The sequence below is a fragment of the Terrisporobacter othiniensis genome (genome assembly GCF_000808015.1).
In the GTDB taxonomy this organism is placed as follows: Bacteria; Bacillota; Clostridia; order Peptostreptococcales; family Peptostreptococcaceae; genus Terrisporobacter; species Terrisporobacter muris.
On record NZ_JWHR01000109.1, the window covers coordinates 1 to 17,607 of the forward strand.

16 protein-coding genes and 2 riboswitches are annotated in these 17,607 nt (G+C 28.4%); of the genes, 13 read left to right on the forward strand and 3 right to left on the reverse strand.

Annotated features, from left to right (window positions below; translation table 11 throughout):
* The 3 genes from QX51_RS11770 to ytvI all read left to right on the forward strand — a co-directional run.
* Positions 1 to 2,597: SbcC/MukB-like Walker B domain-containing protein (locus QX51_RS11770; protein WP_039680109.1), on the forward strand; the 2,597-nt coding region annotated here is incomplete at its 5' end.
* 525 nt (positions 2,598 to 3,122) lie between these two features.
* Complete coding sequence (locus QX51_RS11775) at positions 3,123 to 4,382, forward strand: HlyC/CorC family transporter (protein ID WP_039680110.1); 1,260 nt, start codon at positions 3,123 to 3,125, stop codon at positions 4,380 to 4,382.
* Between the two features lie 151 nt (positions 4,383 to 4,533).
* Positions 4,534 to 5,595, forward strand: a complete 1,062-nt coding sequence (gene ytvI, locus QX51_RS11780) for a sporulation integral membrane protein YtvI (protein WP_039680111.1) — start codon at positions 4,534 to 4,536, stop codon at positions 5,593 to 5,595.
* Positions 5,596 to 5,859: 264 nt separating this feature from the next.
* On the opposite strand, the gene yfcE is transcribed toward ytvI, so the two are convergent.
* Positions 5,860 to 6,462, reverse strand: a complete 603-nt coding sequence (gene yfcE, locus QX51_RS11785; RefSeq protein ID WP_039680112.1) for a phosphodiesterase — start codon at positions 6,460 to 6,462, stop codon at positions 5,860 to 5,862.
* 18 nt (positions 6,463 to 6,480) lie between these two features.
* A complete protein-coding gene (locus tag QX51_RS11790; RefSeq protein ID WP_039680113.1) occupies positions 6,481 to 7,281 on the reverse strand; it encodes an NAD(+)/NADH kinase in 801 nt (266 codons plus the stop codon).
* Positions 7,282 to 7,665: 384 nt separating this feature from the next.
* Here QX51_RS11790 and QX51_RS11795 point away from each other — a divergent pair, with 384 nt between their 5' ends.
* From QX51_RS11795 to QX51_RS11835, 9 genes are all read left to right on the forward strand, one after another.
* Positions 7,666 to 8,163, forward strand: coding sequence for a YbaK/EbsC family protein (locus QX51_RS11795; protein WP_039680114.1), 498 nt, complete (start codon positions 7,666 to 7,668; stop codon positions 8,161 to 8,163).
* 139 nt (positions 8,164 to 8,302) lie between these two features.
* On the forward strand, positions 8,303 to 9,208 hold the full coding sequence (locus QX51_RS11800) for an RluA family pseudouridine synthase (protein WP_039680115.1): 906 nt from the start codon (positions 8,303 to 8,305) through the stop codon (positions 9,206 to 9,208).
* A 19-nt stretch (positions 9,209 to 9,227) separates the two neighbouring features.
* Positions 9,228 to 10,241 carry a nucleoid-associated protein gene (locus QX51_RS11805; RefSeq protein ID WP_039680116.1) on the forward strand — a complete coding sequence of 338 codons (1,014 nt, stop codon included), beginning with the start codon at positions 9,228 to 9,230 and terminating at the stop codon, positions 10,239 to 10,241.
* A 69-nt stretch (positions 10,242 to 10,310) separates the two neighbouring features.
* Positions 10,311 to 10,563: riboswitch (cobalamin riboswitch) on the forward strand.
* A 113-nt stretch (positions 10,564 to 10,676) separates the two neighbouring features.
* Entirely contained in the window at positions 10,677 to 11,585 is a 909-nt protein-coding gene (locus QX51_RS11810) for an ABC transporter substrate-binding protein (protein WP_039680117.1), read from the forward strand.
* Positions 11,575 to 12,591: a FecCD family ABC transporter permease gene (locus tag QX51_RS11815; protein WP_039680118.1), complete on the forward strand. Its 1,017-nt coding sequence runs from the start codon at positions 11,575 to 11,577 to the stop codon at positions 12,589 to 12,591. The genes QX51_RS11810 and QX51_RS11815 overlap by 11 nt, the downstream gene beginning before the upstream one ends.
* Positions 12,592 to 12,597: 6 nt before the next feature.
* On the forward strand, positions 12,598 to 13,353 hold the full coding sequence (locus QX51_RS11820) for an ABC transporter ATP-binding protein (RefSeq protein WP_039680119.1): 756 nt from the start codon (positions 12,598 to 12,600) through the stop codon (positions 13,351 to 13,353).
* A gap of 79 nt (positions 13,354 to 13,432) precedes the next feature.
* Positions 13,433 to 13,754: riboswitch (cobalamin riboswitch) on the forward strand.
* 312 nt (positions 13,755 to 14,066) lie between these two features.
* Positions 14,067 to 14,975: an ABC transporter substrate-binding protein gene (locus tag QX51_RS11825; protein ID WP_039680120.1), complete on the forward strand. Its 909-nt coding sequence runs from the start codon at positions 14,067 to 14,069 to the stop codon at positions 14,973 to 14,975.
* Positions 14,965 to 15,987 (forward strand): FecCD family ABC transporter permease, encoded by a 1,023-nt coding sequence (locus QX51_RS11830; protein ID WP_200886398.1) that lies wholly within the window; start codon positions 14,965 to 14,967, stop codon positions 15,985 to 15,987. Before QX51_RS11825 ends, QX51_RS11830 begins: the two co-directional genes overlap by 11 nt.
* A 6-nt stretch (positions 15,988 to 15,993) precedes the next feature.
* Positions 15,994 to 16,749 (forward strand): ABC transporter ATP-binding protein, encoded by a 756-nt coding sequence (locus QX51_RS11835; RefSeq protein ID WP_039680122.1) that lies wholly within the window; start codon positions 15,994 to 15,996, stop codon positions 16,747 to 16,749.
* A gap of 47 nt (positions 16,750 to 16,796) precedes the next feature.
* Here QX51_RS11835 and acpP read toward each other — a convergent pair whose 3' ends face one another.
* Positions 16,797 to 17,021, reverse strand: a complete 225-nt coding sequence (gene acpP / locus QX51_RS11840) for an acyl carrier protein (protein ID WP_039680123.1) — start codon at positions 17,019 to 17,021, stop codon at positions 16,797 to 16,799.
* 142 nt (positions 17,022 to 17,163) lie between these two features.
* On the opposite strand from acpP, the gene QX51_RS11845 reads away from it, so the two are divergent.
* Entirely contained in the window at positions 17,164 to 17,607 is a 444-nt protein-coding gene (locus QX51_RS11845) for a hypothetical protein (RefSeq protein ID WP_039680124.1), read from the forward strand.

The window sequence follows — 17,607 nt, forward strand, 5'->3', positions numbered from 1 at the left end:
GATTAGAAGGTATCATAACTAATATTAAAAAAGAAATAGATTTATTATCAATAAGATACGAAGATGCAAAAAAAGAAAAAAATGAAAAGATACCTTTATTAATTGAAGAAAAAGGTAAGCTTCAAAGAGGTATAGAACTTGAGGAAAAAATAGAGATTTTAAATTTTTCTATTAAAGAGCTTAAAAAAGAAATTGATATAGAAACTAAGGTAAAAGAAGAACTGAAAAAATTAATAACAGATTTACAAAATCAAGTTGATAGTAAATATAAAAAAATTCAAGACAATAACAAAAATATTGAATCTTTAAGAATAAGTACTCAGCTAAAAGAAAATATATTTGAAGCTTATAACAAAGAAGAAGAGTTAAAAAAAATAGGTGCTGAAAGAGAAGAAAATAAGAACTTATTAAAAGATGTGAACAAAAGAATAGAAGATTTAAAATTTAGAAATATTGATGTTGAAAAAAATAAATCATCTGTAAATATAAAATTGAAAAGACTTCTAGAACATCAAGAAACTTTAAATAGAAGTTGTCCGGGAGACAATAAGATAATATCAAGTGAAAAGGAGTATCTACATAATTTAAAATCAAGATTAGAAAATACAAAGGATTATGAGAAACAAATTAACTCTATTAAAGACGATTTAAATAAAAATGAAAAGAGTAAATTTGATAATCAAAGATACTTAAACGAATCTAGTATAAAATTAGAAAGAATTAATAAGGCTATAGACGACTTAAAAGAGGAACAGGGAAATTTAATATATCAAAATATGGCATCTTATCTAAGACAAGAATTAAAAGACAATGAGCCTTGCCCTGTTTGTGGTTCAATTCACCATGAAAAAATTTATATTAGTGCTAATTTTGAAGAAGCAAAATTAGTAGAAGAAAAAATTAAGAAATTAGAAGATGAATATAGTAAAGAAAAAAGAGATTATGATGAATTGGCTTTAAAAAATAGAGAAATTAATTCTTTTGAGAGTATAAAGAGAAAGACTTTAAATGAATTAGAAAGTAAGTTAGGAGATTATAATTCTTCATCACTTGAGAAAGAAATAGATATAAAGCAAAAAGAATTAAAAATCCTAGAAGAAAAGGTATCATCTTGGGAAGAGGACAAAAATAAAACCATAGAAGAAATCTACAAAATAAAAGATTTAAAATATGATGTAGAAAAAGAAGAAGTAAAAATAAAAGAAAATTTAAATTTAGATAGAAAATTAAGTATAGAACTAAAAGATAAGATAGATAACTTAAATAATAAGTATGATAATCTCAATTTAGAATACTTAGGATTAAAATCTAAAGTTAAAGTTAATGATTTAGCAGTTAAGGTAAAAGAAATTGGCGAAAATGAAAAGAAAGTTGAAAAATTAAATAAGGAAATGTCAATTTTAAATAAAGAAAAAGAAGACCTAGATAAAGAATATAAAGAGAAAGAGAGTTTATTTAATGAAATTGATAAAAAACTTTCTAACTTAGTTCAACATAGGGATACTAAATATAAAGAAGTGAAAAATAAGGAAGAAGAATTGAATAAAATTGCTAAGGGAATTTCACCAGCTAAGTTATTACAAGCTACTATAGATAATATTGATAGAATTACAAATAATGAAAAAGAATTACACGAAGCATTAACTAATAAAAAACATGGTTTTGATGAAAATTCTAAATTGAAAAGTAGTAAAGATGGTGTATTATCTCAAGCTAAAAAGCAACTAGAAAGTAAAACTCAAACTTTAACAACATTATTAATAGATAATAAATTTGACTCTGTTAATTCTGTTGAAAAATCTATTTTACCAAAGGAAGAAAAGGATAAGTACAAAGGGGAAATAGAATATTTTGATGAAGAGACTAAATATTTAATAGTAAAGATATCTGATTTAAATAAAAAATTAAATGGAAGAAGTATAAAACCTGAAGAGTTTGAGAATCTTCATATTTCAATTAATTCATTAAAAAATCAAATAGCTACTTTAAGAAAAGAGATTGGTTCAAAAGAAAATGAACTTAAAAATATTGAAAAATCTTTATTATCAATAAAAGAATTAACTAAAGAGGTTAAAAATGTTGACCATGAATTATCCTTACTAGATGAGATTAATAAATTGATAATGGGTAATAAGTTTGTAGAATATGTGGCTACGAATCAACTTAAATACATTGCATTGGAAGCATCAAAAAGATTAGGTTCAATAACGAGAGGAAGATATGCACTAGAAATCGATGAAAATCTGAATTTTATAATGAGAGATAATATGAATGGAGGGCAGAGAAGAAGTGTTGATTCATTATCAGGAGGAGAAACATTCTTAACATCTTTATCATTAGCCTTAGCACTATCATCTCAGATACAATTAAAAGGAAGTAGTCCATTAGAGTTCTTCTTCTTAGACGAAGGTTTTGGTTCTTTGGATACTGAGTTACTAGAAGTAGTTATGGAGTCTTTAGAAAATCTTCATAATGACCAACTAAGTATAGGTATAATTTCACATGTGGAAGAATTAAAAAATAGAGTACCAGTAAAGCTTATAGTAAGTCCATGTGATGTTGGAAAAGGATCTAGAGTAAAAATAGAATATAGCTAAAATAAATTTGATAAAAGAACCGGCCCTGAGGGGTTGGTTCTTTGTGAGTAAAGAAAAAGAGGCACCTACTGGGGGAATAGTAGATGCCTTAAAAAATATATACTTATTAGGGGGAGAGATATATAATTTCCGCTCTCATATATAATTCTTTCCGTATTTTAGAATTTTATACATTTTTTTTCGAAGCTCAGAAATAAATATCAACAAAGGAGTAACAACAAAATATTATTGTTATAAGAAAGACTCTCTCTTAGCCTTTCTTAATTATAATATATGTGAAAACTCATAAAATGACACAAAATGATAAAAAAAACTTTTTTTCGTTATATTTTATTTGGTGCAATTTTATTAAGGCTATATTTTCATAATAAAGAAGATATTTATTGTAAGTTTAAATTAATAAGGGACAAAATGGATATAATATTTATTATGGCACTATAATAAAATTAATTAATTCAAAATAATATAAAATTATGCTATAATACTTAATAATATAAAAATATACATATAGGAGAGTGGTAAGGGTTGGATAGTTCGACCAGTAGTTTGATTCAGATAATTTTATTAGTAATTTTATTAATAGGGTCAGGATTTTTCTCTGCATCTGAGACAGCATTAATGTCACTTAGCAGAATAAAAATAAGACATATGGAGGAAGATGGAGTTAGAGGAGCAAAGTTTGTGGGTTCTTTATTAGAAGATTCAAATAGATTGTTAACATCAATATTAATAGGTAATAATATTGTGAATATAGCAGCAACTTCTATAACAACTTCATTATTTACTACCACATTAGGATTAGGAGCTCAAGGTGTGGCGATGGCTACAGCTTTAATGACTGTATTGGTTTTAATCTTTGGTGAAATAACACCAAAAACAATATCAGCAAATACTCCAGAAAAAGTATCTTTAATGGTTGCTAAACCAATTAAATTTTTTATGGTAATATTAAAGCCAGTAGTTGGAATATTTAATGTTATTACAAAAATAATATTTAAACTTCTTGGGGTACCTGATAATGGTGTAAGACCATTCATTACAGAAGAAGAATTAAAAACTATGGTAAATGTAAGTCATGAAGAAGGCTTATTGGAAATAGAAGAAAGAGAAATAATTAACAATGTCTTCGAATTTGGAGATATGCAAGCAAAAGAGGCTATGGTTCAAAGATTAGATATTGTAGCAATTGATTTAGAAGATAGTTATGACGAAATAATAGAATTATTTAAAACAGAAAAATTAAGTAGGATGCCTGTATATGAAGAAACAATAGATGATATTATAGGTATATTAAATATAAAAGATGTAATATTCTTGAATGATGAAGAAATAGCTAACTTTGATGTAAAAGAATATATGAGAGCTCCTTTCTTCACTTATGAATTTAAGAAAATTACTCAACTTCTAGAGGAAATGAAAAAAGACAAAAGCCAAATGGCCATTGTAGTAGATGAATATGGTGGTACAGCAGGTTTAATTACCATAGAAGATTTAGTAGAAGTTATAGTTGGAGATATAGAAGATGAATATGACGAAGAGGAAGATGAAATCGAAGTAATAAGCTCTAATGAATTCCTTGTTGAAGGAAGTACTAAAATCAGCGATGTAAATGAAGTCTTAAATATTAACTTAGAATCAGAAGAATTTGACTCCATAGGTGGATATATCATAGGATATATCAAACACATACCAGAAGAGAATGAACTTATAGAAGTAGATGGAGTTAAATTTAATATAGAATCAGTAGATAAAAACAGAATAAAGAAAATCAGAATAATGTTATAACAAATAAAGCACTGTTTTTAAACAGTGTTTTTATTTACACTTTTAGCAATAGATAAATAAAGATATATTATTGGTTATATAAATAAAGTTAGTTTTGTATATTAAAATCGTATTAAGCATATAATCAAAAATAGAGAGAGGAATGATGTGTATGTCTGTATTGAACAGCTCTTTTTTACATAGGTTAAAAAACAATGTAATATTTTTCGTTATATATTCAGTATTATTTTTATTAATAGTAAAGACCTTTGGATATATAGCTCCATTTTTTATAGCAGGTTTATTGGCAATTATCATAAATCCCATATCAGAGAAGCTAAAAAGAAGATTTAAAATAAATAAAGGTATATCAACTTTATTTCTAAGTTTATTAGGTGTTGGATTAGTTATATTTTTAGCATCATTCTTATTAGTAAAAGGAAGCCAGCAGCTAGTTTCATTTTTAAATAACATAGATAGCAATAGTTATTCATACATTGGAACTATGGTAAATGACTGGGTCAATAATTTGGATAAATATGTTAATTATTTTCAAGGTATAGCTAATAATAGTATAGATATTGAAGGATTAGTAGCTAATTATGGTAAGAGTCTTGCAGATATAGCTAAGACAATGTTATCTAAAATAATAAATTTAGCAACATCATTACCAACGGTAGTACTTATCATAATAACATTATTTATGTCTACATATTTTATAGCTAAGGATTTTGATAAAATAGAAAATGGATTTCTAAGTATTTTTACAGATGATACAAAAATAAAAGTACGTAGAGTTAAGAGTGAAATAATGTACTCCATAAAAGGGTACATAAAGGCATATACAATTTTAATGAGTATTACATTTTTAGTTATATGGATAAGTTTTTCTGTGTTTAAGGTTCCTTATGGATTACCTTTAGGTATAATTGGAGCATTACTCGATCTAATACCTTTCTTAGGTATAATTGTAATATTTGTTCCAGTTATAATTTATTACTTTGTTATAGAAAACTATTTTGTTGCCATAGGAATAGCAGTAGTATTTATAGGATTGTCAATACTTAGACAAATCTTAGAACCGAAGTTAGTATCAGCTAATGTTGGTATAAGCCCATTGCTTACAATAGCTGCAATATTTATAGGCATACAAGTTGGTGGAATATTAGGAATAATATTCTGTTTAGGATTATTAGTTATGCATGACATATTAAAAAGAGTAGATATATTATAATAAAAATGGCTAACTGTAAAGTTAGCCGTTTTTTTGATTAATATACTTGTCTGAATCGATAACAAAATGATTTACCAAAACATACTTCAGGAGAAGTATGTTTTTAATTGTAAGGAAATTATATGTTATCTGTCCTGTGGATAACGTATAATTTCCAACTTTGCTATTTGAGCAACGGGCGAAGCCGTTGGCTATATGAAGTAGAGCGCCCACGCAGTGGCTTAAAGTGTTTCGCCGACACGTCGCTCAAGCGAAGCGAATTTTTTATTTGCAATCGCATCCGTCTTCGCAATCACAATTATCAACTTCAATTATTTCTTTTGTATTTATATCTATTAGGTTGATTTCTAATTCAAATTCATCTTCCATATTATCATCATTTAATATTTCTATTGTTGCTACAGAATGAGTACCATCTTTTGGGATAGCAGTACTTCCTGGGTTTAATATTATAATATCTCTATCTACAGATAACTCTTTTACATGAGTATGACCTTGTATAAGTATATCTACTCCCAGTTCTCTAGCTTTTTTAATTATGTCTTCTCTTGATTCCCTATATCCATGGTCCATAAGTACACTAATGTTATCTATTTTTTTGTGTACAAAAGGAGATTCAATTGGATGCTTTATAACCATTTGATCTACATCAGCATCACAGTTACCTCTAGCTATTGTAATATTATCTAAATTATTTATGATTTCTATTACAGCTTTTGGATTGTATCCTTCTGGAAGATCATTTCTAGGTCCATGGTATAATACATCACCAAGGTGAAGCAATACATCGCAGTCTGATAATGTGTCCAGTGCCTTTTCTAAGTAAGGTAAACTTCCATGAGTGTCACTAAGTACTCCAATTTTCATATTCTTTCCTCCTATAATTTATAAGAATTTCTCACACACCCTACTCCAAAACTCATAATTTGATGTCCTAAGGAGTTTGATTTTTCTATCTGATATGGAAAGACTTATATTATCTATTTCTTTAAAATTATACTCCAAACCATCTACCACTACTAGGGTGGAATTTTCAAATTCACATTCCGGAGATACATTAACTATGGAATCATGTGAACATATAATGCTAGACGTGAAACATCTATAAGCATTTGTGTTTATTGGTGATATGGGTGCAACTTGTATAACATTTAAGCTTGTGTCAACTATACTACCACCTACAGCGTAATTATAAGCAGTAGAACCAGCAGAGGTTGATATTATTAAGCCATCTCCACTAAAGTTTTGCACACGTTTATTATTTATATCCAATTTTAGATGGATAGTTCTAGATTTATCTCCTTTAACCACAGCCTCGTTTATTCCAAAAATATTGCAACATCCATCGCTAGTTGTAACTTTAGCTTGAAGGAGAGGTAGTTCTTGAGTTATATAATCTCCTTCCAAATAAGATTGAATGAAGATATCTATATCTTTTGGAGATATATCTGGAAAAAAACCTAAATGACCAGTATTAATTCCTACTAAGGGTACATTTGGGAGATTATAATCTCGAATAGTTTGTAAAAAACAACCGTCTCCACCTATAGATATTATTAATTCTGCTTCAGGATTATATTCATAGTCAACATCAAATCCAACTTCAATTAATTTTTTATGCAAAAGTTTTCTAGTATCAAGAGACCTTTGCACTTTATTAGAGTTTATTGTTACAATTCTCCCCATTTTTCCACCTCGTTTATAAGTTGTATTATATCAAATATATGTAAATTTAGGAAATATCCTTTGTCAAAAAAACATATTATTATGTTAATATTTATACAAAAATGTATGAAAACCTCTATTTAATTGTAAGGATTTTATATTTTATCTTTCGTGTAGATAAAATATAAAATACAACTAATTGGTGAATATGTTTTTAACGTATATTACTCAAGTAATGGAAAGTCATTGTCCATATGAAGAATAATGTCCACATGGTGGTTTGAGAAAAGTAAATTTTACTTTGATAATTTAAAAAATGTTAATTTTATTCTCTAAGGAATTTTATATGATATACTTATTTTGGGAATAATTATAGGGAAATGTTGTAAATGGAGGTGTATAATTATGTCAATAGAAAAGGTAAGAGAATTTTTCAAACAGTATAACAAGGAAGATAATGTTATGGAGCATGAGGTATCTTCGGCAACAGTTGAATTGGCAGCAGAAGCAGTGGGTGTTATTCCTGCTAGAATAGCTAAGACTCTTTCTTTTAAAAATAAAGAAGGAGATAACGCCATATTAATAGTTACAGCTGGTGATGCTAAAATTGACAATAAGAAATTTAAATCAGAGTTTGGACATAAGGCTAAGATGTTAACACCAGAAGAAGTATTAGAATACATAGGTCATGGCATAGGCGGTGTATGCCCTTTTGCTATTAAAAATGATCAGGTAAAGGTATATCTAGATGTATCTATGAAGAGATTTGACACAATTTTCCCAGCAGCAGGAAGCAGTAACTCATCTATAGAGTTAACTTGCGATGAGTTAGAAAAATTTTCTAATGCAGACAAATGGGTAGATGTTTGTAAAGGATATGAAGAAACAGAAGAAGTAAAATAAATTTTATTAGATATTATAAAAATCACACAACTCACAGTGTGATTTTATTTTTTGAGCAAAGGGAATTTTTTGTTTTTACTTATATAAAACTATGAATTTATGGTAATATAAATAATATTAAGTAAAAGTAGGTGAGCATATGTTTAAGAAAGAAGATCAGAAATATAATATTATTTCATATATAAATGAAGAAGAAAATTTAACTTTGAAAGAAGTTTTATTAGATAAACTAAACTTTTCAGTAAGATCTTTATCAAAAATGAAAAGATATAAAGCTGTAAAAGTAAATAATACATATATTAGACCAGCTGACAAAATAAATAAAGGTGACTTAATTGAGGTAAGAATTGAAGAAGATATGGCTGATTTTAAGCCACAAGACTTAAAACTATCTATTTTATACGATGACTTTGATATAATTATGGTGAATAAGCCAGCGTTTATGGTAGTTCATCCAACAAAGAGTCATTATGAGAATACTATTGCCAATGGTGTTACTCACTATATTATGGAGAAGGATGAAAAGGTAAAAGTAAGGTTTGTAAATAGACTTGATATGAATACATCAGGTTTAGTTATTGTGGCTAAAAATCCTTATGCTCAATTTGTTTTATCATCAGATATGAAAGATGATAAAGTGGAAAAAATGTATATAGCTGTAGTAAAAGGTATTGTTGAATCAGATTTTGGGACTATAAATGAGCCAATTTATAGACCTACTGATGATAGTATAAAAAGGATAGTTCATGAAGATGGACAACCTTCAGTGACACACTTTGAAGTAGTAGAAAGATTAAAAGATGCCACAGTTTTAAAATTAAAACTGGAAACAGGAAGAACTCATCAAATAAGAGTTCATTTAAATCATATAGGTCATGGAATTATAGGAGATGAGTTATATGGATATGTGGATGAAAATTTAATTAAAAGACAAGCTCTACATGCTTATAGTTTAAAGTTTAAACAACCAAGAACTAGGGAAGATTTAGAGTTTAATGCCCCTCTTCCAAAAGATATGGAAGAATTAATAGAAAAGTTAAAATAAATTACGGAGGTAGTTAGATATGGTTATACATAAGTATATTATTCACGTTCTTGATAGAAATAGTGAAGGCCCAATATTAAATGATTTTGAAGGAAAAAATAATGCAGAGGTAGACAAGTTTTTCCAAAAGATTATTAACAGAGCAGCAAAGGATGATGATTTAAGAAAAGCTGTATTTAAAGACTATAATGAAAATATAATAAGAAATTGCTGTGAACAAATAATATACGATGCTGATACTTTTGTTCAAAACTCAAAAGAAATAGCTTCATTCTTATTTGATATAATGAAAAAATATGAAGACATAGATTCATGTGATTTAGCTATGTGTTTATATAGTGTAAAAGATGAAAAATATGTAGGAATAGTAAAACTAGACTACAAGAAATTATACACTCATTCTATAGAATTATTAGATGAAAAATTCAACATACAAATAATAAGCAACGAAATAGGAATACCAGACACAGGAAGACAAAAACAATGTGCATTAGTTGGACTTAGTGGAATAAATGATGACTTCCATTTAAGATTATTAGACAAAGATTCAGAGAAAGAAGAAGATCCAGAGAAAAAATCAAGATTTATAAATGAATTCTTACATGCTGAAAAAGTTACTGATGATAAGTTTAATACAAAAACTTTCAAAACTACTGCAGATAATTGGATAACAAATGCTATGGGTAATAATATAAAAAAAGCAGAAGATGTTAGAAGTTTATTAAATTACACATTAAAAGAAAAAGAAGAAGTTGATATAGAAGAATTTGTGGAAAAATCAATAGATGATGACCATTTAAAAGAAAGTTTCAAAGAATTAATGACTGATAGAGGAATTGAAACTAGCTTCAATATAGACAAAAAATGGGTTGAAAAGAAGCTTAAAAGAAGAAGTATAAAAACAGACAATGGATTTGATATAAAAGGAAATCTTGTTGATTTTGAAGATCCTATGAAATATAGTGTCAGACAAAATGAAGATGGTACTGTTGATATAATAATAAAGAATGTAAGCTTTTATGAAGAAAAATAATTGAAATATTAAGATTTATTTTTAAAATCATAAAAAACAAGTTTAAATATGCTACAATATATTAAGAAACAATTTAATATAAATTTAGGTTCTTAAAGATTAATAGGGAAAGAGGTGTAATTCCTCTACAGCCCCCGTTACTGTAATGTGGACGAAACTCAGTATACCACTGTATTATAAGCAGAGTAAATTCTTAACAATATAGTTGTCTAAAGCTATAGCGAAGACAATTTGTTAACGACATGAACAAAGCGAATTTTATGGGAAGGTGAGGAGTAGGTTGATACTAAGTCAGGAAACCTGCCTGAATTATGAAGCAAATTTCTTCGGGGTGAAGGAAATATATTAAAAGACATATTATGTCAAAACATAGATATATGAGCCTAGCCTTGTGCTAGGCTTTTTTTATTACAATTTTAACAAGGGGGAAGACTTATGAAGAAAAAATTATTATCATTATTATTATGTGTGGTTATGCTTTTTACAGTAGCATGTAGTAGTAATAAAGAACAAACTGTAACAGATAGAGAAGGTAACAAAGTTGAGATACCATCTAATATTGAAAAAATAGTATCTACAGCACCTTCTAATACAGAAATATTAGCTGGTTTAGGTGTGGGAGATAAAATCGTATGCATGGATACATACTCAGAGGGGATTGAAGGTGTAAATAAAGATGTAAAGAAAATGGATTTTACTTCACCAGATGCAGAGGCAATAATTGAGCTGGAGCCAGATATTGTTATAGCTTCAGGTTATAATAAATCAGGTTCATCTGATGATCCATTTAAATCTATTAGCGATGCAGGGATACCTGTAGTTTACATACCAAGCAGTGAAAGTATAGATGGAATATACAAAGATATAGAATTTATAGCATCTATAGTTAAGGAAGATTCAAAAGGCGAAGAAATAGTTTCTAATATGAAAAGTGAAATAGAAAAAATATCTAAAGTTGGAGAAACAATAAAAGATAAAAAGAAAGTATATATAGAAATAGGGCCAGCACCTAATTTATATAGTATTGGTAATTCTACATTCTTAAATGAAATGGTTGAAATCATAGGAGCAGAAAATATATTTAAGAATCAAAAATCATGGATATCACCAACTGAAGAATCTGTAATAGATGCAAATCCAGATGTAATATTAACTACAGTTAACTATGTAGAAAATCCAGTAAAAGAAATAAAATCTCGTGAAGGTTGGGAAAACATTAAAGCAGTGAAAAATAATGAAGTTTATTATATAGATGCAGATTCATCATCTAGACCAACTCAAAATATAATAAAAGCTTTAAAGGAGATGGCTAAAGCTACATATCCAGATGAGTATGAGAAATAGGGAAAAAATAATTTTAAGCATAATTGTATTACTTACAATTATTTTGTTAGGAACATCCATAGGAAGTTCAGATATAGGTTTATTTGATACATTATCTATAATAGGTAATAAAACCTTAAATTTACCTTTATCAGAAAATGTTACATCAAAACATATTGCAATAATATGGAAGCTTAGGTTGCCAAGGGTATTATTAGCATTTTTAGCTGGAGGTTGTTTAGCAACTAGTGGATCTGTAGTTCAATCTATACTTAAAAATGAATTGGCATCACCCTATACCTTAGGAGTATCTTCAGGTGCTTCTTTGGGAGCTGGGTTTATAATAGTAACAGGAATATCACTACCATTAATAGGTGGATTTACTTTGCCTTTAATAGGATTTATTTTTGGCTTAGTTACTGTTTTTTCTGTAATTGCATTTTCAACAAAAATTGATAAGACCATGTCAAATAATACTGTAGTTCTTGTAGGTATGGTTTTATCACTATTTGTAAATGCACTACTAACTACTTTAACAGCCTTTTTTAGTAATGATTTAAAGAGTATAACTCTTTGGCAAATGGGAAGCTTTGCCATGAGAGGATGGACTTATGTAGGATTGATATTGCCATTTTTTGTAGTTGGAATGTTAGGAGTAGTTAAATATACTAAAGAAATGGATATTCTTACATTTGGAGAAGAACAGGCTAAGGCTGTAGGTGTAGATACCTATAATGTAAAAAGAAAATTATTTGTTTACTGTGCTATTTTAACAGGTGGATCAGTGGCACTTAGTGGAACTATTGGGTTTGTGGACTTAATAGCCCCTCATATAGTAAGAAAGGCTTTTGGTTCAAATCATAAATATGTTGTACCCATGTCTTTTTTATTTGGAGGAGGGCTAATGGTAATAACAGATTTGATTTCTAGAACCATATTTGCACCAATGGAATTACCGGTAGGAGCTGTAACAGCTTTAATAGGTGCACCGTTTTTTGCCTATGTATATTTTAAAAAAGGAAGTTGATGTTAAATGTTAGATGTTAAAAATCTTTATTGTGGTTATGATGATAAAGATATAATTAAGAATATCAGTTTTAATGTAAAAAATGGAGAAAACCTATGTATAGTTGGACCTAATGGATGTGGTAAGAGTACATTATTAAAATCTATAGCCAATATTATTGATTATAAGGGAAATATAAAAATAGATAATAAAGAAGTAACTATGCTTAGTAGAGTAGAATTGGCAAGAAAAGTAGGACTTATGAGTCAAATATCTCAATTATATTTTCCTTATACTGTTTATGATACTGTATCCTTAGGAAGATATGCATATTCAAAGGGTGCTTTCTCAAAACTTTCTTTTGAAGATAGGAAAATAATAGTAGATAGCATGAATAAAGTAGGTGTGTATGATCTTAAAGATAAGTTAATTACAGAATTATCAGGAGGTCAATTACAAAGAGTATTTTTGGCTAGGGTATTTGCTCAAGATCCAGATATAATTCTGTTAGATGAACCAACAAATCATCTTGATTTTAAAAATCAAATAGATCTTTTGGATAATCTTAATGAATGGGTAAAAGATAATAATAAGATTGTAATAGGAGTATTGCATGATTTAAATTTAGTTCAGTATTTTGCAGATAAAGTACTTATGATCAAAAAAGGAGAAGAAGTTTCTTATGGAACACCGGAAAGTGTTTTAAAAGATAAACTACTAAATGATATCTATGGAATTGATATAAAGGACTTCATGGTAAATATTTTGCAAAAATGGGCTTGATAAACGACAAAATAAAATTATATAAAATAAAAAAATTGAATAAATTACAAAATATGTTATAATGAATTGAGTAAAAATTGAATACATTAGATTTTAAGGTTCTATTTACAATAGATTAAAAGGGAAAGAGGTGTGATTCCTCTACAGCCCCCGTTACTGTAATGTGGACGAAACTCAACAATACCACTGTGAAAATTTATAAAAGAAAAGCGAATTTTGAGCAACGGAGTTGTCTGAAATTGCATGGTGCCGACGTAGTCGCTTAAAGCGGTAGCAAAGACATCTCGTTGGCGACATGAAGTATTTCGCCGACACGTCGCTCAAGCGAAGCAAATTTTTATGGGAAGGTGAGGAGTAGGATGAAGCTAAGTCAGGAGACCTGCCTAAAATCATAAAGTAGTTTCTTCGGGGTGAAGAAAATATTACATTATGGAACATTGTGTTTTAAATTTTAATATATTGAGAGAATAGATATGTATTTTTTTGATTTAATATGACAAAGCATTTATGTTTAAAATCTATGTATATATTTGCCTAACCTTTCGGTTAGGCTTTTTTTACATACAAGGATATTATATTGCTATCAAATCTGTGGAAAACTCGTGGAATTAAGCAATATCAACAAATATTGAAATGTAAAAAAAGTTACTTTTGAGCAACGGAGTTGCCTGAAGCGAAGCGAATTTTTATGACAATTTATAGGAGGAAAAGACATGAAGAAAAGAATATTAGCAATTATAACAAGTTTTATACTACTGTTTACAGTTGGATGCAGTAATAGCAAAGAGACAACTGTAACTGACAGGGAAGGAAATGAGGTTACAATACCAACAAAATTAGAAAGAATAATATCTGCAGTGCCATCAAATACTGAAGTTTTAGTAGAACTTGGTGTAGGAGATAAACTAGTTGGTGTAGATAAATATTCTGAAGGAATAGAAGGATTGAATGAAGAACTTCCCAAAATGGATATGAATAATCCAGATGCAGAAGCAATAATAGCTTTAGAGCCAGATATAATAATAGCATCAGGACACAATAAAATAGGCTCTGCAGAAGATCCATACAAAGCAATAGTTGAAGCAGGTATACCAGTAGTTTACATACCAAGTAGTGATAGTATAGAAGGTATATACAAGGATATAGAGTTTATAGCTTCTTTAGTAAATGAAGAGAAAAAAGGTGCAGAAATAATCACTGATATGAAAGAAAAAATATCTAAATACGAAGAGTTAGCTAAAACTATAAAAGATAAAAAGAAAGTATACTTTGAAATAGGTCCAGCTCCAAACTTATTTAGTTTTGGTCACAGCACATTCTTAAATGAAATGGTTGAAGTAATAGGAGCAGAAAATGTGTTTAAAGATGAAGAAAGCTGGTTTGCACCAACAGAAGAGGCAATATTAGATGCTAATCCAGATGTAATATTAACAAAAGTTGATTATGTTGAAGATCCAGCAGCAGAAATATTAGCACGTGATGGATGGGATAACATAACAGCTGTTAAAAATGGAGATGTTTATTATATAGATGCAAATTCAGCTGCTCGTGGAAATCAAAATATACTGAAAGCTTTAGATCAAATGGCTAAAGCTATATATCCAGATGTTTATGGAAAATAGAAATAAAAAGAAAATATTATTAAGTGTATTGATTACATTTTTTATTATAAGTATGGGAGCTTCCAATGGAAGTTCCCATATTAGCATTTTAGATACCATATCTGTTATGCTAAATAAAATTTTAAATTTACCACTTAATGAAAACATAGCATCTCCGCAAGTAGCTATAATTTGGAAAATAAGATTACCAAGAGTGTTATTAGCATTTATAGTTGGTGGATGTCTTGCTGTAAGTGGCACTGTCATTCAATCTGTATTAAAAAATGAATTGGCATCACCATATACACTAGGTGTATCCTCAGGGGCATCTCTTGGCGCAGGGTTGGTAATTGTTTCAGGTATATCAATACCTTTACTACAAGGCTTTACCTTGCCATTAATAGGATTTATTTCTGGTTTAGCTACTGTATTTCTGGTTATAACTTTTGCATCTAAAATAGATAAAACTATGTCAAATAATACAATAATTTTAGCAGGAATGGTATTTTCTTTGTTTGTAAATGCTTTATTAACAACATTAACAGCATTTTTCACTGAGGATCTAGAAAGTATTACACTGTGGAAGATGGGAAGCTTTGCAATGAAGGGTTGGTCATATGTTGGACTTATTATACCTTTCTTTATTATAGGAATGTTAGGGGTCCTTAGATTTACAAAAGAAATGGATATACTTACATTTGGTGAAGAACAAGCAAATTTAGTAGGGGTAGATACAAAAAAGGTGAAAAGCAAATTATTTATATATTGTTCTATTTTGACGGGAGGTTCAGTAGCATTAAGTGGAACCATAGGATTCGTAGACTTAATTGCTCCTCATATTGTAAGGAAAATATTTGGTTCTAATCATAAATATGTGGTACCTATGTCATTTTTATTTGGAGGATGTCTAATGGTTGTTACAGACTTAATAGCAAGAACTGCATTCTCACCTATGGAACTACCTGTGGGGGCTGTAACATCGTTAATAGGAGCTCCATTCTTTGCCTATATATATTTCAAAAAAGCTAGGTGATATTAAATGTTAGAAATAAAAAATTTATATACAGGATATGATAAAAAAGAAATAATTAAAAATATTAATCTTAATGTAAAAAGAGGAGAAAATCTTTGTATTGTAGGACCTAATGGATGTGGTAAGAGTACGCTTTTAAAATCTATTGCGAATATTATTGAATATAAAGGTAATATAAAAGTAGATGGAAAAGAAGTAAGAGAACTTAGCAGACTGGAGTTGGCAAAAAAAATAGGATTAATGAGCCAAATAACTCAGTTATATTTCCCTTATACTGTTTATGATACCGTATCTCTAGGAAGGTATGCTTATTCAAAGGGGGCTTTTGCAAGGCTATCTCCTAAAGATGTTGAAATAATAGTTGAGAGTATGAAAAAAGTTGGCATATATGAATTAAAAGATAGGATGATTACTGAATTATCAGGTGGTCAACTTCAAAGAGTATTTTTAGCAAGAGTCTTTGCACAAAATCCAGATGTGATTTTATTAGACGAACCTACCAATCATCTAGATTTTAAACATCAGATAGAATTATTAGAAAACCTAAAGGATTGGGTTAAAAATAATAATAAAATAGTGGTTGGTGTATTACACGACTTAAATTTAGTTCAATATTTTGCAGATAGAGTACTTATACTTAAAGATGGAAAAGAAGTTGATTATGGATTACCTGAGGATGTATTTAATGGTTATACATTAAATGAAGTTTATGGGATAGATATAAAAGACTTTATGAAAAATATTTTACAAAAATGGGCTTAAATATATGAAAAAGGGATGTTCCTAATGGAAACATCCCTTTTTATATATTAGTGACCTTCAATATATTCTACTATATCACCAATAGTTTTGAAGTTTTCAGCATCTTCGTCTGGTATTTCTATATCAAACGCTTCCTCTAAAGCCATTATAACTTCAACAGCATCTAGAGAATCAGCATCTAGATCTTCTTTAAGTGATGTTTCCATAGCTAAAGAATCAGAATCATCTAAACCTAATTGTTCAACTATAATATCTCTAATTTTTTCAAACATTAGTTACCTCCATGTTAATTTAAAATTTAATTGTAGTTTAATATAATATTGGCAATTTTTCAATATATAATCAAAAAAAGTCCTAAAGTTTTAAAAAATGAATATAAATTTAATATAGATAATAACTTTAGGAGGAAGGATAATGAAAAACATAGGATTATTATTATCGTCAATTGCAGGTTTTTTTATAATTCTTGGGTGTCTTTTTTACAACTCATTGCTTATAGATATGGATAGAATAAAAGACTATGTTGCTGAGAGTAATGTAATCTTGCAAGATGTAATGGAAAATGAGGATAAGGTTAACGAAAAAAAAGGGGAGTATATATCTAGATTAATGAAGATAAAAAAAGGTATGGAAAATTCACATACATCTTTTTTGTTTGACAAATATAAATTAATAAAAACTTCATCTATCGAATTATTAATAGATGTCATAAACGAAGATAATGAGGATGATAAAGATGAATATTTAAAATTAGTATTTGAAGCAAATAATGAAAGCCAAAATGAGCTAGATACACTGATGAATAAAAATTTCATTGAAGTAACTTATTTATGCTTGAAAACATATATTAGTATATAG